Here is a 26,529-nt window from a genome sequence, read left to right on the forward strand (position 1 = left end):
CGGCCGGACCGCGCCCCGTTCCGACCACCCTGCCGGCGGGACCGGCAGCGCCGGCAGGCCCGGCCGAGGTGCGGGCCGGCTCGGTGAGCCTGCGCCCGGTGGCCGAGATGGCCGCCGACATGGCGCGCACCGACACGGCCACCTTCGCCGTCGAACCGCGAGTCACCCTGCGCCCGCTGGCCGGCGCGGCTTCCGCGCCGGCGGCCCAGCCGGCCACCCGACCGGCCCCCGAGCCGGCCGCGCCCGAGGTCGCACGGGTGGCCCCGCAAGCAACCGCACCGGCCCCCGCGCCGGCCGCCCCCGTCACACCTGTCGCCCCGGCCCCGGACGCGCGACCGGCCGCTGAAGGTGCGCCGGAAGGGTTGCTTGAGGCGTTGCAGGAGAGCCTGGCGCGTGAGTTGTTCGTGGAGGTCGAGGAGATCGACGCGGACCGCAGCTTCACCGAACTCGGTCTGGACTCGGTCGTCGGCGTGGAGTGGGTGCGCGCCGTCAACTCCGAGTTCGGCACCTCGGTGAGTACGACGAAGATCTACCAGTACCCGAACGTCAGGGAGTTCGCGGCCTTCCTCGCCGCCGAACTCGCCGCTGTCGCACCGGCCGCCCAGCCGGCGCCTGCCCCCGCGCCGGCCCCGGCTCCGGTGGCCGCCCCGGCACCCCGGCCGGCGGCTGCACCCGCCGCACCAACGCCGGCGCCGGCGCCCGTACCGGCTCCCGCCCCCGCGCCGGCCGTCCGGCAGGTCCCCGTGGCTGCCGCCGAAGGGTTGCTTGAGGCGTTGCAGGAGAGCTTGGCGCGTGAGTTGTTCGTGGAGGTCGAGGAGATCGACCCGAGCCGCAGCTTCACCGAGCTCGGTCTCGACTCGGTCGTCGGCGTGGAGTGGATTCGTGCGGTGAACGCGGAGTTCGGGACGTCGGTGAGTACGACGAAGATCTACCAGTACCCGAACGTCGCGGAGTTCGCCGACTACCTCGCCGGTGAGCTCCCCGCGTCGGACGACGACGACCTCGATGAGGTCCTCGCCAAGGTCTACGAGGGCGAGATCGATGTCTGGCAGGCCGAGGCCCGCCTTTCCGCCCAGGGCAAGGAGGCATGAGCCGATGAACCGCCAGGACATTCTGGCCGCGCTGCGTGCGAAGCGGCTGACCCCCGACGAGGCCCGCAGGCTGCTGCGGGGCGAGGCCGCCGCCGCACCGCAGCCCGCCCGCGCCGAGCAGGCCCCCGCGACCCCGCAGCCCGCGCCGGCGCGGCCCGTACCCACCCAGCAGGCCGCCGCCTCCGCGCAGCAGCCTGCACCCACCCAGCCCGCACCCGCGGCCGATGCGGCCCGGCCGTCCCCGATCGCCGTCGTCGGCATGTCGGGCCGCTACGCCACCGCCCAAGACCTGGACCAGTACTGGGAGTTGCTGGACCAGGGGCGGGACGGCGTACGCGAGATCCCCGCGCACCGCTGGGACATGGAGCGCTACTACGACCCCAAGGTGGGTCAGGAGGGCTCCATCTACTGCCGGTGGATGGGGCTGCTCGACGACATCGACGCGTTCGACTCGTTCTTCTTCGAGATCTCCCCCTCCGAGGCGGAGATGATGGACCCGCAGCACCGCATCTTCCTGGAGGAGGCGTACCGCGCGTTCGAAGACGCCGGCTACTCGCGCCAGCGCCTGGACGGCAGCAACTGCGGCGTCTACCTCGGCCTCGCCAGCAGCGACTACTACACGCTGTGCCACGACGCGCTCCAGGAAGGCGAGGACCTGCCGAGCGTCACCAGCGTCAGCAACGCCATCGCCGCCGGCCGGCTCGCCTACTTCCTCAACCTCAAGGGCCCCGCCCTCACGGTCGACACGGCCTGCTCGTCCTCGCTGGTCGGCGTGCACCTGGCCGTCCAGGCCCTGCAACGCGGCGAGATCGACATGGCGCTGGCCGGCGGCGCCTCGCTCTACCTGAGCCCCGAGTCGTACATGCACATGTGCGCGGCCGGCATGCTCTCCCCGGACGGCCGCTGCAAGACCTTCGACAACGGCGCCGACGGCTTCGTGCCCGGCGAAGGCGCCGGGGCCGTGGTCCTCAAGCGGCTGGCCGACGCCGAGCGCGAGGGCGACCAGATCCACGGCGTCATCACCGCCAGCGGCATCAACCAGGACGGCCGCACCAACGGCATCACCGCCCCCAACCTCGGCAGCCAGATCGAACTGGTCCGCGCCGCCTACGAGCGGCACGGCATCGACCCGGCGACCATCAGCTACGCCGAACTGCACGGCACCGGCACCAAGCTCGGCGACCCGATCGAGCTCGAAGCACTGGCCAGCGCCTTCCGTACCTGGACCGACCAGCGGAACTTCTGCTCGATCGGCTCGGTCAAGTCCAACGTGGGCCACATGTCGGCCGCGGCCGGCGTCGCCGGGCTGCACAAGATCCTGCTGTCCATGCGGCACCGCAAGCTGGTTCCGACGCTGCACGTCCAGTCGCCCAACGAGCACTTCGACTTCGAGCGCTCCCCGTTCCGCGTCGGCACCGAGCCGCGCCCCTGGGAGCCGGCCCCCGGCGCGCCGCTGCGCGCCTGCCTGAGCGCCTTCGGCTTCAGCGGCACCAACGCGCACGTCGTCGTCGACGAGTACGTCCCCACCACGGCCCGGCCCGCGCGCCCCGGCCGCGGCGCCGGCCGAGAACGCACCTTCGTGCTGTCCGCCAAGGCCGAGCCGCAACTGCGGGACGCGGCCCGCCGCCTCGCCGCCCACCTCACCGCCCACCCCGAAGCGGACCTGGACGACGTCGCGTACACCCTGCAAACCGGCCGGGACGCGCTGCGCGAACGCCTCGCCGTCACCACCGCGGACCGGGCGCAGCTCATCGACGCGCTCGACCACTTCGCCCAGGTCGGCGAGGCCGGCGCGCACACCGCGCGCGGGCGCGCCACCAAGAAGCCCACCAGCGACGCCTGGGTGGACGGTGCCAGGACGGACTGGGAGCAGAGCTGGCAGGGCTCCCAGCCGCGCCGCATTCCGCTGCCGACCTACCCGTTCGAGAAGAAGCGCCACTGGTACGCCCAGCCGGACGCCACCACCGACGGCGCTGTCACCACCACCGGCCCTGGCGCGCTCGTCGAAGGGCCGGCGCGGGCCGCGGCCCCGGCGGCCACCGCGCTGCACCCGCTGGTGCACCAGAACGTCTCCGACTTCACCCACCAGCGCTTCCGGTCCACCTTCGACGGCGCCGAGTTCTTCCTCGCCGACCACCGCGTCGACGGCCGCCCGGTGCTGCCGGGCGCCGCGGTCGTCGAGCTGGCCAGGGCCGCCGGCGAACTCTCCGCAGGCCGCCAGGTCACCGAGGTCAGCGAGGTCCTGTGGGCCCGCCCGGTGATCGACCACACCGTGCAGGTCACGCTGTTCCCGGCGGCCGGGGACACGGCCGGCTTCGACGTCGCAGGCCCCGACGGCACCCCGTGCGCCACCGGCACGCTCGGCTTCGAACCGCTCACCACCCCGCCGCCGCTGGACCTCGCCGCCGTACGGGCCCGCTGCACCGCCCGCATCGACCGCGCCGAGCTCTACCCGCAGGGCGCGGACGCGGACGCGGACTCCGGCGTCCACTACGGCCCGGCCTTCCGCACCCTGCACGAGATCGCGTACGGGCCGGCCGACGCGCTCGCCACCCTCGAACTCGGCCAGGACCTCCCGGGGTTTGTGCTCCACCCGGCGCTGCTGGACGGCGCCTGGCAGGCCATCCGGCCGTTCCTGACCGGCGACGAGGTGTACCTGCCGTTCGCCGTGGACTGCATCCGCTGCTTCGGGCCGCTGCCCGCAGCGGCCCGCGCGCACCTGCGCCCGACCGGCACCGACGTGCCCGGCAGCCGCTCCTTCGACGTCACCGTCACCGACCCGGACGGGGCGGTGGTCGCCGAGATCACCGGCTTCACCGTCCGCTCCGTCGGCCGCCCCGAGCGGCCCGAACCCGTCTACCTCGCCCAGCGCTGGGAGGACGCCCCGGCCCTGCCCCGTACCGGCGCGGAACCGGCCCGCACCCTGGTCCTGCGCACCGACGCCGCAGGTGACGCAGCCGTCGCCGACGCAGGTCTCACGGGCCTCGCGGCGCTGCTGGCCGATGCCGACGCCGTCGGCACCGTGGGCGGCGAGTTCACCGCCGACGCCGACGCGCGCCGCTTCACCCTCCGCCCGACCGAACAGGACGACTACGCACGGCTGTTGGCGGCACTGCGGCTGCGCGACCGGCTCCCCGACCGGATCGTGGTGCTCGACACCGACGCCGAAAGCGGCCCGTACGCGGTGCACGCCCTGGCCCGCGCGCTGACCGCCGCCACTCCCAGGTGGCAGGTCGACCTGGTGTACGCGTACCCGGTCGCCGACGGGCAGCCGCGGCCCGAGCACCGCGCCATGGGCGGCTATCTGCGCGGCCTGGCCCGCGAGGACCGGTTCAGCACGGTCCGCACCGTGGGCCTGGCGGTCGGCGGCGACGCCGGCGCCGCGCTGCGCCAGGAGTTGGCCGCGGACCCGGCCGACAGCACCGACCTGTGGTGGGACGGCACCGGCCGGCGGGCGCTGCGCACCGTGCAGCGCACGGCCGACGCGGCGGGGGAGGGGCCGGCCTTCCGCACCGGCGGCACCTACCTGATCACCGGTGGCCTCGGCGGGCTCGGCCTGATCTTCGCCGACCACCTCGCCCGCCGCTACGACGCGCGCCTGGTGCTCGCCGGGCGCCGGGAACTCGGCGACACCCCGCTCCCCGGCGCGCACACGCTCTACGTACAGGCCGACGTCTCCCGCCGGGCGGATGTCGACGCGCTGGTGGCCCGCGCCAAGGAGCGCTTCGGCCGCATCGACGGCGTGATCCACGCCGCGGGCACCCTGCGCGACGCCTTCATCCGCAACAAGACCGCCGCCGACGTGGCCGCCGTACTCGCCCCCAAGATCGACGGCACCCGCCACCTGGACGAGGCGCTGCGCGACGAACAGCTCGACCTGTTCGTGCTCTGCTCGTCCATGTCGGCCGTGCTCGGCAACGTCGGCCAGAGCGACTACTGCTACGCCAACGCCTACCAGGACGCCTTCGCGGCCCGGCGTGAGCAGCAGCGGCAGCAGGGGCAGCGCTCGGGCCGCACCGTCTCCGTCGGCTGGCCGTTCTGGGCCGATGGCGGCATGACCATCGAGCCCGACGCCGCCCGCCAACTGCGCGAACAACTGGGCATCGCACCGCTGCCGGCGGCCGAAGGCTGCCGGGCCCTGGAACAGGCGTTGCGCCTGCCGGACCCGCACCTGATCTACGCGTCGGGCGATGCGGCGACCATCCGCCGCACCTTCGGCGTGCCGCAGCCGGCGGCCGACGGGGCGCGGCAGGACACCGCGGGGGAGAGCGCACCGGCAGGGCAGCCGCCGGCCGCCGGCCCCGCGAGCGCCGCGGACGGCGGAGCGGCGTCCGGCGCCGACCACCGCGCGGCGGTGATCGGCTACCTCACGCAGGTCATCAGCGAGCGCACCAAGAGCGACGCCGACAAGATCGACCCGAGCGACGAGTTCGAGATGTTCGGGATCGACTCGATCATCATGATCAGCCTCACCCGGCGGATGGAGGAGGACTTCGGGGAGCTCCCGAAGACCCTGTTCTTCGAGTACGGCACGATCGAGGAACTCGCCGACTGGTTCGTCGCCGACCGCGCCGACGACGTCCAGCGCCTCTTCGGCGGACCGGCCGTCGCAGTGGCCGATGACACCGCGCCGGAGCCGGTAGCGGATGCGACCGCTCACCCCGGGGCCGCCAACCCGGCCCCCGCGGCCGAGCGCCCCGCGCCCGCCCGCTTCTGGCAGCAGGCCGCGCAGACCCGCCCGGCGCCGGCCCCCGCCGCCCAGGACATCGCCATCATCGGCGTCGACGGCCGCTACCCGGACGCCGACACCCTGAAGGAGTTCTGGGCCAACCTGGCCGCCGGCACCGACTCCATCCGCGAGGTCCCCGGCGAGCGCTGGGACCACAGCCAGTACTACGCGCCCGAGGGCCGCACCCCCGGCAAGGCGTACGCCAAGTGGGGCGGGTTCCTGCGCGACGTAGACCAGTTCGACCCGCTGTTCTTCAACATCTCCCCGGGCGAGGCCGACTTCCTCGACCCGCAGGCCAGGCTCTTCCTCCAGACCGCCTGGCGCGCCGTGGAGGACGCCGGCTACACCCGCGCCGGCCTCGCCGACCAGAGCGTCGGCGTCTACGTCGGCGTCATGTACGGCATGTACGAGCTGTTCCAGGGCGAGGTCAAGGGCGAGCCGGTCCCGGTGCCGTCCTCGTTCGCGGCGATCGCCAACCGGGTCTCGTACTTCATGAACCTGCACGGCCCGAGCATGGCCGTCGACACCATGTGCTCCTCGTCGCTGACCACCATCCACCTGGGCTGCGAGAGCATCCGCCGCGGGGAGAGCGACGTCGTCATCGCCGGCGGCGTCAACCTCACCATCCACCCCAACAAGCTGATCCTGCTCAGCCAGGGCAACTTCGCCGCCAGCGACGGCCGCTGCCGCAGCTTCGGCGAGGGCGGCGACGGCTACGTGCCAGGCGAGGGCGTCGGCGCGGTCGTGCTCAAGTCGCTGGAGCGGGCCATCGCCGACGGCGACCACATCTACGGCGTCATCAAGGGCAGCGCGATCAACGCCGGCGGCAAGACCACCGGCTTCACCGTGCCCAATCCCAACGCGCAGGCCGACCTGGTCCGCGCCGGCCTCGCCGACGCCGGCGTCGACGCCCGCACCCTCTCCTACATCGAGGCGCACGGCACCGGCACCTCGCTCGGCGACCCGATCGAGATCACCGCGCTCACCAACGCCTTCCGCAACCACACCAAGGACACCGGGTTCTGCGCGATCGGCTCGCTCAAGTCGAACATCGGCCACCTGGAGTCCGCGGCCGGCGTCGCCGCGCTGACCAAGGTCCTGTTGCAGTTCAAGCACCGCCAACTGGCGCCCTCCCTGCACTCGACCACGCTCAACCCGTACATCGACTTCGCCCGCAGCCCCTTCGTGGTCCAGCAGGAACTGGCCGCCTGGGAGGTGCCGGGTGACCAGCCGCGACGCGCCGGCATCAGCTCCTTCGGCGCCGGCGGCGCCAACGCCCACCTGATCGTCGAGGAGTACGTGGAGCGGCGCCGGCGGCCGGCCGCGGCACCCGCGGGCCCGTACCTGTTCGTCTACTCGGCGCGCGACGAGGAGCGGCTGCGCGAGCTCGCCGGCCACCACCTGGCCGCGGCCAGGGACCGCTTCGACGGCGCCGACCTCGACGCCGTCGCACACACCCTGCAACAGGGCCGCGAGGCCATGGAACAGCGGCTCGCGATCGTCGCCGACGACCTCGGCGGGCTGATCGGCGCCCTGGAGGCGTACCTGGCCGGCACCGGCTCGCCGCGCGTGCACACCGGCAACAGCCGCGGCGCCAAGGGTCAGTCGAAGCTGCTCGTCGGCCTCTTCGAGGACTCCGACATGATGGCGGGGCTGCTGCGCGAACGGCGCCTGGACAAGGTGGCCGAACTGTGGGCCCAGGGCATCGCCCTGGACTGGTCGCTGCTGCACGAGGGCCGGCCGCTGCGCCGGGTGCCGCTGCCCGGCTACGCGTTCGCCAAGGAACGCTGCTGGGTCACCGGGCCGGCCAACCCGCGGCCGGCCGGCGCCGCCGTCGACCAGCTCCACCCGCTGCTGCACCGCAACAGCTCCACGCTGGAGGGGCTGCGCTTCTCCGCCACCTTCACCGGCCGCGAGTTCTTCCTCACCGACCACCGGGTCGGCGGTCAGAAGCTGCTGCCCGCCGTGGCCTACCTGGAGATGGCGCTCGCCGCGGTGCGCGCCGCCCTGCCCGAGCCGGCCCGCGCGGCCGACCTGCGGGTACGCGACGTGGTGTGGCTGCGCCCGTGCACCGTCGGCGACCAGCCGCGCACCGTGCACGTCACGCTCACCCCGGGCGAGCACGCCGACGCCATCGCCTTCCGCATCCACAGCGACGAGGTGCACTGCCAGGGCAGCGTCCACCTCACCGGCGCAACCGCGCCGGCGGCCGACACGCTCGACCTGGCCGCGGTACGGGCCCGCTGCACCCGCCCCGCGGTCGAAGGCGCCTGGTGCTACGGCGCGTTCACCCGCATGGGCATCGACTACGGGCCCGCCCACCAGGCCATCGAATCGGTCCACCGGGGCACCGACGAGGTGCTGGTGGCACTGCGGCTGCCGGCCGTCGTCGCCGCCGACGCCGAACGGTACGCGCTGCACCCGGCGCTGCTGGACGCCGCGCTCCAGGCGACCCTGGCGCTCTCCCTGCCGGACGACCCCGACACCCTGCCGCAGACCGCGGGCGACTCGGCCGAACTGCCCTTCGCCGTCCAGGACGTCACCGTCAGCGGCGCGCTGGCCCCGGTGATGTGGGCCCACCTGCGGCCCGCCACCGCCACCGGCGGCGGGGACCGGCTGAAGAAGGTCGACATCACGCTGTGCGACGAGGCCGGGCGCGTCGCGGTCCGCCTGGACCAGGTGGCGTTCAAGCGCTTCACCTTTGAGACGGCGGCCGGCGGCGCCCCCGCGCGGCTGCTGTTCGCCCCCCGCTGGCGCCCGCAGGAGCTGTCGGCGTCGCGGGAACGGGCCCACTTCGACCGGTGGGTGGTGCTGGTACGCGACCCCGCGGCCGGCCAACTCACCGACCTGGCAAGGCTGTTGCCCGATGCCGAGGTGCGCGCCCTCACCTCGGACGCGGCCCTGCCCGCCGACCGCTACCAGGACCACGTCATCGCGCTGGTCGCCGAGGCGGCCACTCTCCTGCACGACGGCCGCAAGCAGCGCCTGCTGGTGCAGGTCGTGGCCGACGACACCGGGGCGGACGAGGCGGCGCTCGGCCTCGCCGGGCTGCTCCAGACGCTCGGCAGCGAGCACCCGGCCGCCAGCGTGCAACTCCTGTGGTCCACCGACCGGCCGCAGCCGGCCGCCCTCGCCGAGCGGCTGCGCGCCGAACGCGCCTGGCCCACCGACCAGATCGTCCGGCACACCGCAGGCGCCCGGCGCGCCGTCCGCGAGTGGACCGAACTGGCCACCCCGGCCCGCACCGAAGCCCCGCTGTGGCGCGACGGCGGGGTCTACCTGATCACCGGCGGCGCCGGCGGGCTCGGCCTGCTGCTCGCCGAGGAGATCGCCGGCAGCGTCACCGCACCGCGCCTGGTCCTCACCGGCCGCTCGGCGCCCGGCGCCCGTACCGAAGCCGCCGTCGAGCGGCTACGGGCCCGCGGCGCGCTGGTCGAGTACGCGCAGACCGACGTCAGCGACGCGGCGGCCTGCCGCGACCTGGTGGCCCGTACCACCGCGGCGCACGGCGCGCTGCACGGCGTCCTGCACTGCGCGGGCGTCACCCGTGACCGGTTGCTCACCGGCAAGAGCGCCGATGACGTACGGGCCGTGCTGCCGGCCAAGACGGCCGGGCTGCTCGCCATCGACGAGGCCACCAGCACCGCGCCGCTGGAGTTCTTCCTGCTCTTCTCGTCCGCGGCCGGCGCCCTGGGCAACGCGGGGCAGGCCGACTACGCGGCCGGCAACGCCTTCATGGACCACTTCGCGGCCCGCCGCGCCGAACGGGTGGCCCGCGGCGAACGCCAGGGCCGGACGCTGTCGATCAACTGGCAGCTCTGGCAGGACGGCGGCATGGCGCTCAGCGCCCAGCAGACCCAGGTCGCGGCCGACGCCGCGGGCCTCGCCGTCCTGGACCGGGCCACCGGCCTCGCCGTCCTCGCCGCGTGCGTGGCCACCGGCGAGAGCCAGGTGCTGCCGCTGGTCGGCGACGCCGACAAGCTCCGCGGCTACCTGCGGGCCCAGACCGCCAACACCCCGCAGACCGCACCCGAGCCCGCCACCGCGCCGGAGCCGACCGCGGCCGACACCGGCGACCACACCGAAGCGCTGGCCGCCTTCCTCAAGGGCGTCGTCGCCGAGGAGATCAAGCTCGACGCGGCCCGCGTGGACGCGTACGTACCGCTGGAGAACTACGGCATCGACTCGGTGCTGATCATCAACCTCACCCAGCAGTTGGAACAGCACTTCGGCCCGCTGCCGAAGACGATCTTCTTCGAGAACCAGACGGTGCAGGAGCTGGCCGAGTCCCTCACGGCCAGCCACCCCCAGCAGGTCGCGCAGCTCGTCGCGCCCGTCGCGGCGGCCCCCGCCGTCCCCGCACCGGCCGTCCCCGCACCGGCCGCCACCGCAGCGGCCACCGGCGCGAGGGCCGCCGGCGCGGCGCAGGGCGTCAGTCTGCCGGCCACCTGGCCCGCCGGCTGGGGCCGCGCCACCGCGCAACCGGTGGGCCAGGACCGGCCGGCGGCCGACACCGGCGCCCTGGACGTCGCCATCATCGGGCTCGCCGGCCGCTACGCACAGGCCGGCGACATCGCCGAACTGTGGACCAACCTGCGCCAGGGCCGGGACTCCATCACCGAGATCCCCGCCGACCGCTGGGACCACGCGCCCTACCTCAACCCCGAGCACGGCCGCGGGGACCGCACCTACGCCCGCTGGGGCGGCTTCGTCGACGAGGCGACCGCCTTCGACTCGCTGTTCTTCAACATCTCGCCCGGCGAGGCCGAGGTGATGGACCCCCAGGAGCGGATCTTCCTGGAGTGCGTCCACCACAGCCTGGAGGACGCCGGCTACAGCAAGCGGTCGCTGACCGGGCGGCCGGTGGGCGTGTACGTGGGTGTGATGTACGAGGAGTACCAGCTCTACGCGGCCCAGCAGCAACTGCGCGGCGAGATGATCACCCTCAACGGCAGCGCCGCCTCCATCGCCAACCGGGTCTCCTACCAGTACGGCTTCCACGGGCCCAGCCTGGCCGTCGACACCATGTGCTCCTCGTCGCTGGTCGCCCTGCACCTGGCCGCCCAGAGCCTCACCTCGGGCGAGTGCGAACTGGCCGTGGCCGGTGGCGTCAACCTGTCCCTGCACCCCAACAAGTTCCTGATGCTGGGCAAGCACCACTTCGCCTCCACCCGCGGACGCTGCGAGTCCTTCGGCACCGGCGGCGACGGCTACGTGCCCGGTGAGGGCGTGGGCGCCGTCCTGCTCAAGCCGCTGGCGAAGGCGATCGCCGACGGCGACCACGTCTACGGCGTCATCAAGGGCACCGCGGTCAGCCACGACGGCAAGACCAACGGCTACACGGTGCCCAACCCGCACGCCCAGACCGCCGTCATCCAGCGCGCGCTTGAGCGCGCCGGAGTGGCACCGGAACAGGTCTCCTACGTGGAGGCGCACGGCACCGGCACCCGGCTCGGCGACCCGATCGAGGTCTCCGCGCTGACCAAGGCGTTCGGCGCCGATCCCGCGCACCGCTGCTACCTGGGCTCGGTGAAGTCGAACATCGGCCACTGCGAGAGCGCCGCCGGCATGGCCGGGATCAGCAAGGTGCTGCTCCAGATGCGGCACCGGGAGATCGTGCCCTCACTGCACTCGACGGAGCTCAGCCCGGAGATCGACTTCGCCGCCACCCCCTTCACGGTGCCGCAGCAGGTCATCCCCTGGCAGGCGCCGGCCGCAGGGCCCCGGGTCGCCGGCATCTCCAGCTTCGGCGCCGGCGGCACCAACGCCCACGTGGTCATCGCCGAACACCAGGCGCCGCACCAGCCGGCCCGGGACGAGGTCGCGGCAGGCCCCGTCCTGGTGCCGCTGTCGGCCCGCCGCGAGGACCAACTGCACACCGTCGCTGAGCGGTTGCTCGGCTGGTTGCAGCGGCACCGGCTGACCGCAGCCGAGTTGGCCGACGTCGCCCACACCCTCCAGGTCGGCCGCGACGCCCACGAGGAGCGCCTCGGCTTCGTCGTCGCCAGCCAGGACGCCCTCGAAGCGGGCCTGGCCGACTACCTGGCCGGCCGCCCGGCCGGCCACCGCGGCACCGTCACCACGCCCGTACCGCCGCAGCGCGGAACCGCGGCCGAAGCGGTACGCGCCCAGTACGCGGCCGGTGACCTGGAACCGCTGCTCACCGCCTGGGTGAGCGGCCAGGACCTGGACTGGGAGGCGCTGACCGCCGGCGCGGGACGGCGCCGGATCAGCCTGCCGACCTACCCGTTCGCCCGCCCCCGGCACTGGATGCCCCCCCGCGACGCGGCCACCCCGCTGGCCGCCACCGCGGCCCAGCCCACCGCGGCCGGCCTCACCCCGCTGCTGCACCACAACCGCTCGTCCCTGTTCGAGCAGCGCTACACCACCACCTTCACCGGCCGCGAACCCTTCCTGGACGGCCACCGCGTCGGCAGCCGGAAGGTGCTGCCCGGCTCGGTGACGCTGGAGATGGCGCGGCTGGCCGGGGCGCTCAGCCTGGAACAGGAGGTGCGCTCGGTACGGGACGTGATGTGGCGGCACCCCATCGAGGTGGGCGAGGCGCCCGTCGAGGTGACGGTGCGGCTCTTCCCCGAAGAGGACTCCGTCCTGGTCCAGATCGGCCTGGACGAGGGCCCGCAGGCGGCCCGGGTGTGCATGGAGGCGCGCATCGACATCGCCGCCGGGCCCGCCGGGCCCGCCGCCCTGGACGGCTCGGCGCAGCCGCTCGACCTGTCCGGCGTCATCGCCGGCTGCGAGGGCAAGCTCGCCGGGACCGCGGGCTACGCGGCGCTGGCCGCCGCCGGCCTGGACAACGGGCCCGCGTTCCAGGTGATCGAGGAGGTGCTGTTCCGGGACGGCGAGGCCATCGCCCAACTCGCACTGCCCCAGGCGACCGACCGGCACCCGCTCGACGTCCTGCAACCGGCCCTGGTCAACGGCGCCTTCCAGGCCGTGATCGCGCTCATGGGCGGCCCGACCAAGCCGGCCGCCGGCACCAGGCTGCTGCTGCCCTTCTCGGTGGCCGCCCTGGACGTCCGCGGGCCACTGCCCGCCGAGTGCGTGGCCTACCTGCGCCGCAGCGGCGACGGGGCCCAGGCCCACAGCGCGATCGACCGCTTCGACATCACCCTGACCGACCTGACGGGCAAGGCGCTCGTGGTCGTCAAGGACTACGCCCTCAAGTCCTTCGTGACCGGGGCTGAGAACAGGTGAATGAGGATATGACCGAGCACGTCCGGTACTGGACCCCGCAGTGGCAGCCCGCCCACGAACCGCACGACGCGCGGAACGACGCCCCCAGGGGTGGCCGCATCCTCGCCCTCACCCCGGATGACGAGGCCGAAAGGGCGCTCCGCCGGGCCGTGGCGCACCACGACGCGCAGGCCGAACTGCACGTGGTGCGCGCCGCCGATGACCTGGTGCCCGCGCTGCGCGCCGGCCGCCTCCCCGAGCGCGTCCTGATCTGGCGCGGCCCGGCGGCCGACGGCGGCGACCTGGCCGGTGCCCGGGCCGCCGAGCAGGAGTACTTCCTGCTCCAGGAGGTCACCCAGGCCCTGCTGGGCGAGCGCCCCAGCGGCGGCGTCCGCCTGCTGCACGCCGCGGTCGAGCAGCCGGAAGGCCCGCGCCCCGAGTACGCGGCCGTCGGCACCTTCGCCCGCGTCGTCGGCCAGGAACAGCCCGCCTTCCGCTACCGCGGCATCACCCTCACCCCGCGCCCGGCCGACGCCACAGCCGCCCTGCTGCTGGCCGAGTTCGACCGGTCGGACGCCGCGGCCGAGATCCGCTACGACGGCGAGCGCCGTACCGTACGGCGCCTCGCCGCGCTGCCCGACCCGGCCGCGGCCCAGGTGGGCCCGGGCCCGCTGCGCGCCGGCGGCACGTACCTGATCACCGGTGGTCTCGGCGGCCTCGGGCTGGTCTTCGCCCGGGAGCTGGCCCGCCGGGAGCGGGTGCGGCTGGTCCTTTCGGGGCGCCGCCCGCTGGACCCGCAGGGTCGCGCCGCGCTCGCCGAACTGGCCGACGCCGGGGCGCAGGCCCAGTACGTGACGGCCGACGTGAGCACCGCCGACGGGGTGGCCACCCTCGTCAGCCAGGCCCGCAGCGCGTTCGGGCCGCTGAGTGGCGTCATCCACTCCGCCGGCGTGATCCGGGACTCCTTCCTGTTGAGGAAGACCCGCGAGGAGGCGACCGCCGTGCTCGCCGCCAAGGTGCGCGGCACGGCCCTGCTGGACGAGGCGCTGCGCGGCGAACCGTTGGACTTCTTCGTCCTCTTCTCCTCGCTGGCCGGCACGCTCGGCAACCTCGGACAGGCCGACTACGGCTTCGCCAACGCCTATCTGGACCACTACGCCCACCGGCGCGAGGCGCTGCGCGGGCGCGGTCTGCGCGCCGGCCGCACCCTCTCGCTCGGCTGGCCGCTGTGGCGCGAGGGCGGCGCCATGCACGCCGCCGACGGCGCGGCGGAGCGGGCCAGGGCCGAACTCGGGCTGCACCCGCTGACCGCCAGCGACGGCGTCGCCGCCTTCTTCACCGCCCTGGCCGGCGACGCGCCGCAGGTGGTGGTGGTCAAGGGCGAGCCGCGCACCTGGGAGCTGTTGGCGTCCTGGCCCGCGGGCCAGGCAACCCAGGCGTCCCCAGCGCCGCAGCCCGCGCCGGCCGCCGCGCCCGGAGCGACGCCCACTGCCCCTGGCGCCTCCGGTGCCTCAGCCGCCTCCGGTGCCGAGGACGACCCGGTGCTGCGCAGCCGCGCCCGGGACCACCTGGTGCGCCTGGTCGCCCGCTTCACCAAGCTGCCCGCCTCCGAGATCAGGACGGACACCTCCTTCGGCCGCTACGGCGTGGAGTCCATCCTCATCATCAGCATGACCCAGGAGCTTGAGGAGCAGGTCGGGGCGCTGTCCAAGACGCTGTTCTTCGAGTACGACAGCGTCGACGAGCTGACCGCGCACCTGGTGCGCACCAAGGGCGCCGAACTCCGTGCCCACTTCGGCCTCGCGGCCCCCGGCGCGCCGACCCAGGCGGCGGCCCCGGCGCTTCCGGCGGCCCCCGCCGACCTGCCGGCCCAGCAGCCGGCCGCCACCGCACCCGAGCCCGCCGCGGCCGGCAAGCAGCTCTCGGGCAAGTGGGCGCTGCTCCAGGCGCGCGGCCGGGCCGAGCGGCCCCCCGCCGGCCTGCCGGCCCCTGCCGCCCAGCAGCCGGTCGCCCAGCAGCCCGCTGCCCGCGTCGAGCACCCGCAGGGCACCGGCGCGGTGCAGCCCGGCGCCCCCGTGCAGCCCGCCGCCGACCAGGACATCGCCATCATCGGCCTGGCCGGCCGCTACCCGCAGGCCGCCGACCTGGCCGCGTTCTGGGAGAACCTGCGCGACGGCGTCGACGCGGTCACCGAGGTCCCGCCCCGCCGCTGGGACCACGGCCCGCTCTACGATCCGGAGAAGGGCAAGCCCGGCGCCTCGTACGGCAAGTGGGGCGGCTTCGTGGAGGGCGTGGAGCTCTTCGACCCGCTGTTCTTCAACATCCCGCCGGTCGAGGCGGAGTTCCTCGACCCGCAGGAGCGGCTGTTCCTCGAAACCTCCTGGCAGGTCATCGAGGACGCCGGCTACGCCCCCGGCTCGCTGGCCGGCAAGAAGGTCGGCGTCTACGCCGGCGTCATGTTCGGCCTCTACCAGCTCCTGGCCACCGACAAGTACGGCGGCTGGCTCAACGGCAACTCCTCGTACGCCTCGGTCGCCAACCGCGTCTCCTACTTCTACGACTTCCACGGGCCGAGCGTCACCGTCGACACCATGTGCTCCTCCTCGCTGGTCGCCGTGCACCAGGCGTGCGCCGCCATCCGCAGCGGCGAGTGCGAACTGGCCCTGGCCGGCGGCGTCAACGTGATGTCCCACCCGGCCAAGTACCTCCAGCTCGCCCAGGGCGGCTTCCTCTCCAGCGACGGCCGCTGCCGGGCGTTCGGCGAGGGCGGCGACGGCTACGTGCCGGGCGAGGGCGTCGGCGCGGTGCTGCTCAAGCCGCTGGCGAAGGCGATCGCCGACGGCGACCACGTGCACGCCGTCATCAAGGGCTCGGCCGTCAACGCGGGCGGGCGCACCAGCGGCTATTCGGTGCCCAACCCGCAGGCGCAGGCCGAGGTGATCGGCGACGCGCTGGCCCGGGCGCAGGTCGACCCGCGCACCATCTCCTACGTGGAGGCGCACGGCACCGGCACCGCGCTCGGCGACCCCATCGAGATCACCGGTCTGACCAGGGCGTACCGGCAGGCCACCGCGGACCGGCAGTTCTGCGCGATCGGCTCGGTCAAGTCCAACATCGGGCACCTGGAGTCCGCGGCCGGCATCGCCGCGCTCACCAAGGTCATCCTGCAACTGCGCCACCGCAAGCTGGTGCCCTCGCTGCACGCCACCCCGCTCAACCCGCTGATCGACTTCGACCAGACCCCGTTCGTCGTGCAACGGCAGCTCGCCGACTGGCAGCCGCCGCGCGCCGCGGACGGCCGGGAGCTGCCGCGCCGCGCCGGCATCAGCGCCTTCGGCGCCGGCGGCACCAACGCCCACCTCATCATCGAGGAGGCGCCCGCGGCCGGTGAGCCCGCGGTCGAGCCCACCCGGGAACACCTCTTCGTCCTCTCCGCCCAGCAGGAAGAGGGCCTGACGGAGGCCGCCGGGCGGCTGCTGGCCCACCTGGAGCAGGGCCCGGCCGGCGACGAGGAGCGGCCCGCGACCGGGGCGGCCCCCGCCGCCGCGGGCGGCCCGCAGATCAGCCGCGACAGCGCGTACGCCCACACCCGGGCTGCCGTCGCCGCCGCGCTCGGACTGCGGCCGGCCGACATCGACGACGACGAGCCGTACGCCGACCAGGGCCTTGGCGCCTACGAACTGGCCGCCTGCCACGAGCAGTTGCAGGAGGAGCTCGGGTTCGCCTTCCCGGCCGAGGTGCTGCACGAGCAGCCCACCGTCGCCCGCACCGCCGCCCACCTGGCCGCGCTCCACGGCCCGCAGCCGGCCGCCGCGGCGCCCACCGCGACCGCCCCCGCCACGGCGACCCCCGCCGCCGAGATCTCCCTCGCCGACCTGGCGTGCACCCTCCAGACCGGGCGCGAGGCGATGGCCGAACGCCTGGCGGTGCGCGCCGCCGACCTGGCCGAACTGCGCCGGGGGCTGCGCGCCTACCTGGAGCGGCGCACGGACGCGCCCGGCGTGTGGTTCGGCTCCACCGAGAACCACGACCGTCGCCTCAACTCGTTGCTGCGGCACGACGTGACGCTCAAGTACACCCGGCAGTTGCTGACCGAGGGCCGGCTGGACGAGACCGCCGACATGTGGGTCATGGGCGCCGAGGCCGACTGGTCCGCGCTGTGGGAGGGGCAGCGGCGCCGCCGGGTGCCGCTGCCGACCTACGCCTTCGCGCGCGAGGTGCACTGGATCGTCCCCGTCGGCCCGCAGGACCCGCTGGTGCAGACCGCCACGCCGGGCGCCGCGACGGGCCGGCCGGCCCTCGCACCGGCCGCCGCCCCCGCGCTGCCGGCAGCCCCCGCCGCCCCCGCACTGGCCGCCGCCCCGGCGCCCGCCCCGGCCGCACAGCTCACCGGCGACGCCCTGTACGTCGCCGTGCTCGACGACGTCAAGCGCTGCTTCTCGGACGTGCTGAAGATCCCGGTCGGCCGGCTGAAGCCGCAGACCACGTTCGAGGACTACGGCGTCGACTCGGTGCGCATCACCCAGCTCAACCGGGCACTGGAAGCGCACTACGGGCCGCTGCCCACCTCACTGCTGTTCACCTACAAGGACCTGGAGTCGCTGGCCCGGCACCTGGCCGCGACGAAGGGCGCGCCCGCGACGGCCCAGAGCGCGCCGGCCCCGAGCACACCGGCCCGGCCCGCGGCGACGGTCCACCCCGCGCCCGGCGCCCAGGCCGCGGCAGCCCCCGTCGCGGCTGCCGCAGCGCCCATCCCGACCGCGGTCGGTGACATCGCCATCGTGGGCCTGAGCGGCCGGTACCCGCAGGCGCCCACGCTGGCGGAGTTCGCCGCCAACCTGGCCGCGGGCCGGGACGCCATCACCGAGATCCCCACCGAGCGCTGGGACCACCGGGACTACCCCGACCTGGCCTGCCGCTGGGGCGGCTTCCTCGATGACGCGCTCGCCTTCGACCCCGGATTCTTCAACCTGGCGCCCAACGCCGCCGCCTACATGGACCCGCAGGAGCGGCTGTTCGTGGAGGCCGTCTGGCACTGCCTGGAGGACGCCGGCTACACCCCCGAGTCCTTCGCCGACCCGAACGCGGGCGACCGGCGCGGCAACGTCGCCGTCTTCGCGGGCGTCACCTTCAACGAGTACGGCCTGTACGGCGCAGCCGACCTGGCCGCCGGCAAGGACGTGCCGATCGACTCCCAGCTCTACTCGGTCGCCAACCGCGTCTCCTACCTGCTCAACCTGCGCGGCCCCAGCCTGGTCGTGGACACCGCCTGCTCCTCCTCGCTGTACGCCATCCACCTGGCCTGCGAGGCGCTGCGGCACGGCGAGTGCGACGCCGCCATCGCGGGCGGGGTCAACCTCAGCCTGCACCCGAGCAAGTACCTGACGCTCGGCATGTTCAACTTCCTCTCCGTCGACGGGCACTGCAAGAGCTTCGGCGAGGGCGGCAACGGCTACGTACCGGGCGAGGGCGTCGGCGCCGTCCTCCTCAAGCCGCTCGCCAAGGCCGAGGCCGACGGCGACCACATCCACGGCGTCATCAAGGGCACCGCCGTCAACCACGGCGGCAAGACCAACGGCTACACGGTGCCCAACCCGGTCGCCCAGGCCGAGGTGGTGCGCACCGCGCTCACCCGGGCCGGCGTCGAACCCGGCAGCATCAGCTACCTGGAGGCGCACGGCACCGGCACCTCGCTCGGCGACAGCATCGAGATCGAGGCGCTGGCCACCGCGTTCGACGGCTTCCCCGAGGACGGCCGGCACTGCGCCATCGGCTCGGTGAAGTCCAACATCGGCCACTTGGAGGCCGCCGCCGGCATCTCGCAGCTCACCAAGGTGCTGCTCCAGATGCGCACGGGCCAGCTCTTCCCCAGCCGACTCAACTCCGAACGCCTCAACCCGGAGATCGACTTCGACCGCACCCCCTTCCGGGTGCAGCTCGACGGCGCACCCTGGCAACCCCCGCAGGGCCAGCCGCGCCGCGCCGGCATCAGCTCCTTCGGCGTCGGCGGCGTCAACGTCCACCTGGTCCTTGAGGAGTACGCGGCCCAGCCGGCGGCGCCCACCGCTGGCCACGGCCCGTGGCTGGTCCCGCTCTCCGCCCGTACCCCCGAGGCCCTGACCCGCTACGCCAGCGCCCTGCACGCCTTCGTGGACGGCACGGCCCCCGGCGACCTGCCCGCCCTCGCCGACCTGGCCTTCACGCTGCACACCGGCCGCCGGCCGCTGCGGGAGCGGATCGCCTTCCGCGCCGCCACCCACGCCGACCTGGCCGACCAGCTCAAGGCGTTCCTCGCCGACGGCGCGGGCACCGCCGCGCTGGACCGGTTGGACGCGGCCGGCCGGCGCTGGCTCAGCGGCGAGGACGACGACCTCGCGGCGCTGTGGACGCAGGGCCGGGGGCGCCGCGTCCCGCTGCCCGGCTACCCGTTCGAGCGCGACACCCACTGGCTCTACTCCGGCGCGGTGCGCGTCACCGCGACGGCACCGCAGACCGCCGCGCCGGCCGAAGCCGCGGCCGAGACCGGCGGCGTGGACCGGGCGTTCATCGGCCAACTCGCCGAGGCGTTCCCCAACGAGCGCCAGGGCCTGATGACGGAGTACCTCCAGCACCGGGTGGCCACCCTGCTCGGCTTCGCCGACGGCCAACTGCCCGAGACCGACCGGGGCTTCTTCGAGCTCGGCATGGACTCCATCACCTCCACCCAGCTCCACAACCTGCTGGAGCAGCTCTTCGGGCAGAGCCTGGACCTGCAACTCATCTTCAACTACCCAACGATCCAGGACGTCGCCGCGTACGTGCTCGGCCTGCTCGACCAGGACGGCGCGATCCGGGTGGACGCCGGCCAGGCACCCGCGCCCGCCCCGCAGGCCGAGGCCGACACGGACGCCCCGGTGTGGCTGTTCACCCGCGACTGGGCCGAGACCACCAGCACCGCGACGGTCACCGCCGGCGGCACCGTCGTCCTCCTGGACACCGGCGACAAGCTGCGCGCCGCCCTGCTCGCCCTGCCGGCCAGCCGCCGCCCCGCCCGGGTGGTGCTGGTCCGCCCGGGCAGCGGGTTCCGCGCCGTCGGCAAGGACGAGTTCGAACTCGCCCCCGGCGAGCGCGCCGACTACGAGCAACTGCTCGACACCCTCGCCGAGCGCGGCCTCACCGTCGACCGCATCATCCACCACTGGTCGGCAGGCAACGCCGAGACCGACCCGGGCCGCGTCGAGGCCGGCCTCCAGCAGGGCGTGTACGCGCTGACCGCCCTCAGCCAGGCCGTCCTGGCCAAGCTGGCCGGGCAGCAGGTCCGCCTGGTGTCCGCCTACTCCTCGCGCAACGGGGCCGCAGCCCCCGAGCACCAGGGCGTCGGTGGCTTCATGCGGGCCGCCCGGATGGAGAACCCGCTGCTGGTCTACAAGACCGTCGAGTTCACCCGCGCCAACCTCAGCCGGGCCCGGGTGGCCGCAGCGCTGCTGGCCGAGTTCACCCAGCCCGACCAGGACGTGGAGCTGCGGCACAACGGCAAGCGCCGCTGGACCCGCTGCTTCCACCCGGTGCCGGCCGGCGAGATCGAGCGGGCCGAGCCCAGGTTCCGTACCGGAGGGGTCTACCTCATCACCGGCGGCCCCGGCGGCCTGGCCGGCATCTTCGGCCGCTACCTGTGCGAGGAGTTCGGGGCCAAGGTGGTCCTGGTCGGCCGGCGCGAGGCCGATCAGGACAAGCTCGCCGAGCTCGCCTCCTGGAGCCGGGACGGCGCCGAGGCGGTCTACCTGCGGGCCGACATCGGCGACCGGCGGGCCGTCGCCGACCTGGTCGACACGGTGCGCGAGCGGTTCGGCCCGATCACCGGACTGATCCACTCGGCCGGCGCGCTGCGCGACGGGGCCCTCCAGCACAAGCGGCCCGAGGAGATGGCCGAGGTCTTCCGGGCCAAGGTGCTCGGCACCCGCTACCTGGACGAGGCGCTGCGCACGGAGCCGCTGGAGTGCTTCGTGATGTTCTCCTCGCTGGCGGCCGTGCTCGGCAACTTCGGGCAGAGCGACTACTGCTTCGCCAACAGCTATCTGGACGCCTTCGCCGAGTACCGCACCAAGCAGTGCGAACGCGGCGAGCGCCCCGGTCACACGCTCTCGCTGAACTGGTCCTTCTGGCGCACCGGCGGCATGGAGACCAGCGAGACCGTGCTGACCTGGATGCGCAACACACTGGGCACCGTCGTCCTCGACGGCCCCGAGGGCTGGCAGGCGCTGCGTACCAGCGTCGGCCTGGCCCACCCGCAGGTCGTCACGGTCAAGGGCGACATCGCGAAGGTCACCCGCATGCTGGGCGTCCCGGAAGGCGACATCGCGGCGACGCTGCCGATCGGCCGGGTGGCCGTGCAGCCCGCCGCGGTGCCGGCCGGCGCGCGGGTACCGGACGCGTCCGGCGACGCCGCCCCCGCGGGGGCGGACACCGTGGCCGACGTGGCGTCCGCCGTCGTGGCCCTGGGCGACCTCGGTGACGTTGGCGACGCACCGTCCGACCTCGACGGCATGGGCGAGGACGACCTCGTCGCCCTGCTGCGGAAGGAAATCGAGCTGAGTGAGAACGAGGGGCTGGATGTTTCATGAGTGAGCACAAGAACAGCACCACCGAGGTACTGAAACAGTCAGTCCTGACGATCCAGAACCTGCGCCGCCAGTTGGACCGGGCCCGCAAGTCGGCCCAGGAGCCCATCGCCGTGGTCGGCATGGCCTGCCGCTTCCCCGGCGGCTGCGACACCCCCGAGCGGTTCTGGGACTTCCTGTGCGAGGCGGGCATCGGGGTCCGCGAGGTGCCGGATGACCGCTGGCCGGTCCAGGAGCACTACGACCCCACACCCGGCAAGCCCGGCAAGATGTACATCCGGCAGAGCAACTTCCTCGACCGCGACGTGGCCTCCTTCGACGCCCGCTTCTTCAAGATCTCGCCGCTGGAAGCCAATGCCATGGACCCCCAGCAGCGGCAACTGCTTGAGGTCTGCTGGGAGGCGCTGGAGAACGCCGGCCAACACCCGGAGCAGATGCGCGGCAGCGCGACGGGTGTGTACATCGGCATCTCCAGCAACTCCGAGTACGCCCAACTGGTCCGCGACTCCGCCGATGTGAACGAGTACATCGGCACCGGCACCACCTCCAGCATCGCCTCCGGGCGCGTCTCCTACGCCTTCGGTTGGAACGGCCCGGCCCTCTCGGTGGACACCGCCTGCTCCTCCTCGCTGGTCGGCCCGCAGCTCGCGGTCGACGCGCTGCGCCGCGGCGAGTGCGACACGGCGCTGGCCGGCGGCGTGAACATGATGCTCGCGCCGGGTGTGATGGCGTCGCTGTGCATGATGAACGCCCTGGCCGCGGACGGCAGGTCCAAGCCCTTCGACGCCTCGGCCGACGGCTACGGGCGCGGCGAGGGCGTCGGCATGGTCGTCCTCAAGCGACTCGCCGACGCCCAGCGCGACGGCGACACCGTCTACGCCGTCATCCGCGGCGGCGCGGTCAACAACGACGGCGAGAGCACCGGGCTGACCATGCCCAACGGCCGCGCCCAAAAGGCCGTCCTGGCCCGCGCGTTGGAGAACGCCGGGGTGAGTGCCGAGAGCGTCGACTACCTGGAGACGCACGGCACCGGCACCCTGCTCGGCGACCCGATCGAGATCGACGCCATCCACCACGTGTACGGGCACGCGTCCCGGCCGCTGACGCTCGGCGCGGTCAAGGCCAACATCGGCCACCTGGAGGCCGGCGCCGGCATCGCCAGCCTGATCAAGACCGTGCTGTGCCTGCACCACGGCCAGATACCGCCCATCGCCGGGCTGAGTGAGCTCAACCCGCGGCTGCTGCCGCTCAAGGACTCGTTCACCTTCCCGCAGGCCCTCACCGACTGGCCGGCCACCCCGGACCGGCCGCGGTACGCCGCCATCAGCTCCTTCGGCTTCAGCGGCACCAACGCGCACCTGGTGCTCGGCGAGGCCCCGCAGCCCGCGCCGGCCCCGGCAGCCGCCGACGGCCGCCCGGCGCACGACGCCTCGCTGTTCACCGTCAGCGCCACCGACGAGGAGAAGCTGGTCCGGCAGATCCGCCGGTTCGACGCCCACCTCGCCGACCACCCCGACCTGTCGGTGGAGGACCTGAGCTACACGGCCAACGCCTGCCGCACCGCCTTCACCCACCGCGCGGTCTTCCTCGGTAGCACGGTGGCCGAACTGCGCGCCGGCTTCGACGCGGTGCTCACGGCGTACGAGAAGGACCGGACGCTCTACTCGGACACCTCGGTGATCCTCGGCAGCAGCCACGGCCGGGACCGATGGAACGCCAAGCGCACCCTGTTCACCACGCACGCCGACGGGCGGGCCTTCGCCGCCCAGACGGACGAGAAGATCCAACCCAAGTTGGCCTTCCTCTTCCACGGCGACGCCGGGCACACCTTCGCCGTCGCCCGCAGCCTGGCCGCCTCCTTCCCGGTCTTCCACGCGGCGCTCGCCGAGTGCCTGGCCCACTTCGACGCGGTCTGCGGCCCGCAACTCGCCGAGCTCACCCGGCCGGGCGCCGAGCCGGCCGACGCCCGGGCGGGCGAGGCGTGGCTGTTCGCCGCCGAGTACGCGCTGAGCAAGCTGCTCGCCTCCTACGGCGTGCTCCCCGAGATCACCTTCGGCGAGCGCACCGGTTCCCTGGTGGCCGCCGTGGTCTCCGGCGTCCTCACCCTGGACGCGGCCGTCGCGCACCACCTGGCCCTGGACGCCGCCCGCCGCTCCGGCGAACCGGTCGCCTTCGCCCGGGTGGTGCTCGGCCGCGAACAGTTCGACGGCGTCATGCGGGACTGGCAGGGCCAGGCCCACCTCTCGGCCGTCTACGGGCCCACCGAGCGGGTGCTCTCCGGCGCCCCGGGCGCGCTCAAGCAGGTCACCGAGGCACTCGCCGGCGCCGGCGCCGAGATCACCGAGGAGCGGGACGGCACCTGGCCATCGGCCGGCTACGCGACGCGGGCCGCCGCCTGGCAGCAGACCGTCACCGCCGCCGCGTACCAGCAGCCCGGCAGCCGCTACCAGTCGCCGCACACCCTTCAGACCAGCCACAATCCGGAGGCCCTGCGCGCCGACTTCCGCGACAACGCGCTGACCGCGCCGATCCGCTACGAGGAGGGCCTGCGCGAGCTGTACGACCAGGGCTACCGCTTCTTCGTGGAGTTCGGCGCGCCCCGCACCGCGGAGGTGCTGGAGCGCCAGGACGTGGTGGTGCTGCGGCTGGCCGAAGAAGGACCCGCCCTGCCGACCCTGCTGCACGCACTGGCCAGGCTCTCCTGCCTCGGCTCCGAACTGTCCTGGCAGCAGCACTACGCGGACCAGGGCCGGCGCAAGGTCATGCTGCCCAACTACCCCTTCGAGCAGACCCGCCACTGGCTCGCCCACACCACCGCCGACCCGGCGACCGACGGGCTGGCCGGCCGGCTCAGCCGGGAGGGGCTGCACGGCGAGGAGCTGGGCCTGCCCGTCAAGCAGAAGCAGTACCGCTACACCTTCGCGCACCAGAACTTCCCCGAGCTGGTCGACAACTCCGGCGTGGTGCACGTGGGTTACTACCTGGAGATGCTGCGCGCCGTACTGGCCGAGCGGCACCCGGGCGCGCTGTGCCGCATCCGTGAGATGCGCTTCTCCACGCCCATCATGGTCTTCGCCGAGGAGACCAAGGAGGTGCTGCTCGTCCTCGACCCGCGCGAGGACGGCGAGGGCTCCTTCGACTTCCAGTTCCACAGCAAGGCCGCCGACGCCGCCCAGTGGAGCCTGAACGTGCACGGCGTCGTCGCCCCGGTGGACGCCGCCGCGCTCCCCGACGCCGCCCCGCTGGACGTACCGGCCATCCAGCGCGCCAGCGAGCGCAAGGTGCCGCGCGAGGAGTTCTACGAGCCGCTGGAGCAGGACCGCGGCTTCTACTTCGGCCCCGCCGTGCGCTACGTGGACGGCGCCTGGTGGCGGGACAAGACCGAAGTGCTCGTCAACTTCGCGGGACCCGAGGGCGAGACCGGCCGCCGCGACTACGCGCTCGGCTTCCACCCCGGCGTCCTGGACAGTTGTGCCCAGACCTGCAACTACGTGGTCCTGGAGCGCACCCCGAGCGGGCGCAAGTACATGGTGGCCGAGATGGACGAGGTCGTGCTGCGGCCGGGACCCGGCCCCGACGGGCTGTTCGCCTCGGTCTCGATGCCCGACTTCGACGCGGACCGCAAGGAGGTCACCGGCAGCTTCCGGGTGGTGGCCCGCTCCGGCGCCACCGTGGCCTCGGTCGGTCACATCAGGCTGAAGGAGTTCGACGAGAAGAAGCTCGGCGAACTCAAGGCCATGATGGACGCCGCCACCCTGGAGAAGGAGGGCGAGGACCGGGACTTCCTCCAGCGCTACGGCTACGCGGGTGCCGAGCGCAAGCAGGAAATGATCATGGAGTATCTGGGCCGGCTGCTGGCGCACATCCTGGAGATGGAGCCGGACGAGGTGGACCCGGACCAGCCGATGGGCGACTTCGGCCTGGACTCGATGACCGGCCTGCGCTTCTTCCACAAGACCGGCACGCTGCTCTCGGTGGACATCTCCTTCGCGGACCTGGTGCAGAGCGACACCCTGCGCGACCTCGCCACCAACCTGATGGACCTGCTCCCCGGCGGCAGCGGTCAGCGCGCCACGCAGACCAAGCCGTACGACGACGACCTCACCCCGGCGCACTGGATCCACGCCTACGAGCCGCGGCCCGACGCCAAGGTGCGGCTGTTCTGCTTCCCCAACGGCTACCGGGACGCCGACCTCTTCGACAGTTGGCGCGACCAACTCGGCCCCGAGGTCGACGTGTGCGCGGTCAAGCTGCCCGGCATGGACACCAAGCGGCTGGACGAGCGGGCGCCGTCCGACCTCGACGCCTTCATGCGGACCATGGAACGCGTCGTGGACCCGGGCCTGTTCGACATCCCCTGCGCCACCTTCGGGCACAGTTGGGGCGCGCTCTTCTCGTTCCGGCTCTCACACCGGCTCGGCCTCAACCCGGGCGTCGACCTGGTCAAGACGTTCGTCTCGGGCTTCGCCGCCCCCAGCGGCCCGAACCCCAGCATCCAGAACATCCTGGACGTGCTCGTACAGAACGGCATGAAGCGGATCCCCACCTACGAGGAGATCCGGCACGACGCGGACGCCGTCGAGGTCGTCGTCCGCGCCTACGGCGAGGCGTGGGACTACGGCGAGGTGGAGACGCGGGCCACGCTGCCGCAGCTGCTCGCCGCCTGTAGCCTCATCGACCGGTACACCTACGACCCGGCGGAGACCTTCACCACCCCGATCACGGCCTTCCACGGCGTGGACGACTGGGTGGCATCGGAGGAGGTCAAGCTGTGGGAGGGACTGACCAGCGGTCCCTTCCGCCTGCACACCATGGCGGGCGACCACCAGTTCATCGACGCGCACCAGTCACAGGCCAGGCTGCTGGCCATCATCAAGCAGGAGCTGCTGAGCGCGGTGGGCCAGTCGTGAGCGGCAGA

At 73.7% G+C, this 26,529-nt stretch carries 4 protein-coding genes; all 4 read left to right on the forward strand.

The window, feature by feature from the left end; genetic code table 11:
• A partial coding sequence (locus tag ACMA1D_RS26075; RefSeq protein ID WP_414726444.1) for a phosphopantetheine-binding protein occupies positions 1 to 1,091 on the forward strand: 1,091 nt, incomplete at its 5' end.
• Positions 1,092 to 1,095: 4 nt separating this feature from the next.
• Entirely contained in the window at positions 1,096 to 13,035 is an 11,940-nt protein-coding gene (locus tag ACMA1D_RS26080; protein ID WP_414726445.1) for an SDR family NAD(P)-dependent oxidoreductase, read from the forward strand.
• An 8-nt stretch (positions 13,036 to 13,043) separates the two neighbouring features.
• Positions 13,044 to 21,614: an SDR family NAD(P)-dependent oxidoreductase gene (locus ACMA1D_RS26085; RefSeq protein ID WP_414726446.1), complete on the forward strand. Its 8,571-nt coding sequence runs from the start codon at positions 13,044 to 13,046 to the stop codon at positions 21,612 to 21,614.
• The gene (locus ACMA1D_RS26090; protein WP_414726447.1) at positions 21,611 to 26,521 is read left to right on the forward strand and encodes a beta-ketoacyl synthase N-terminal-like domain-containing protein; all 4,911 of its coding nucleotides are present in this window, start codon (positions 21,611 to 21,613) and stop codon (positions 26,519 to 26,521) included. The genes ACMA1D_RS26085 and ACMA1D_RS26090 overlap by 4 nt, the downstream gene beginning before the upstream one ends.
• Positions 26,522 to 26,529 lie beyond the last annotated feature (8 nt).

It is taken from the genome of Streptomyces sp. 796.1 (assembly GCF_047525675.1).
Lineage (GTDB): Bacteria > Actinomycetota > Actinomycetes > Streptomycetales > Streptomycetaceae > Streptomyces.

Bases quoted from the DNA above. Each gene is read 5' to 3' on its own strand.
- ACMA1D_RS26090 (WP_414726447.1), top strand. From the start codon at position 21,611: ATGAGTGAGCACAAGAACAGCACCACCGAGGTACTGAAACAGTCAGTC.
- ACMA1D_RS26085 (WP_414726446.1), top strand. From the start codon at position 13,044: ATGACCGAGCACGTCCGGTACTGGACCCCGCAGTGGCAGCCCGCCCAC.
- ACMA1D_RS26080 (WP_414726445.1), top strand. From the start codon at position 1,096: ATGAACCGCCAGGACATTCTGGCCGCGCTGCGTGCGAAGCGGCTGACC.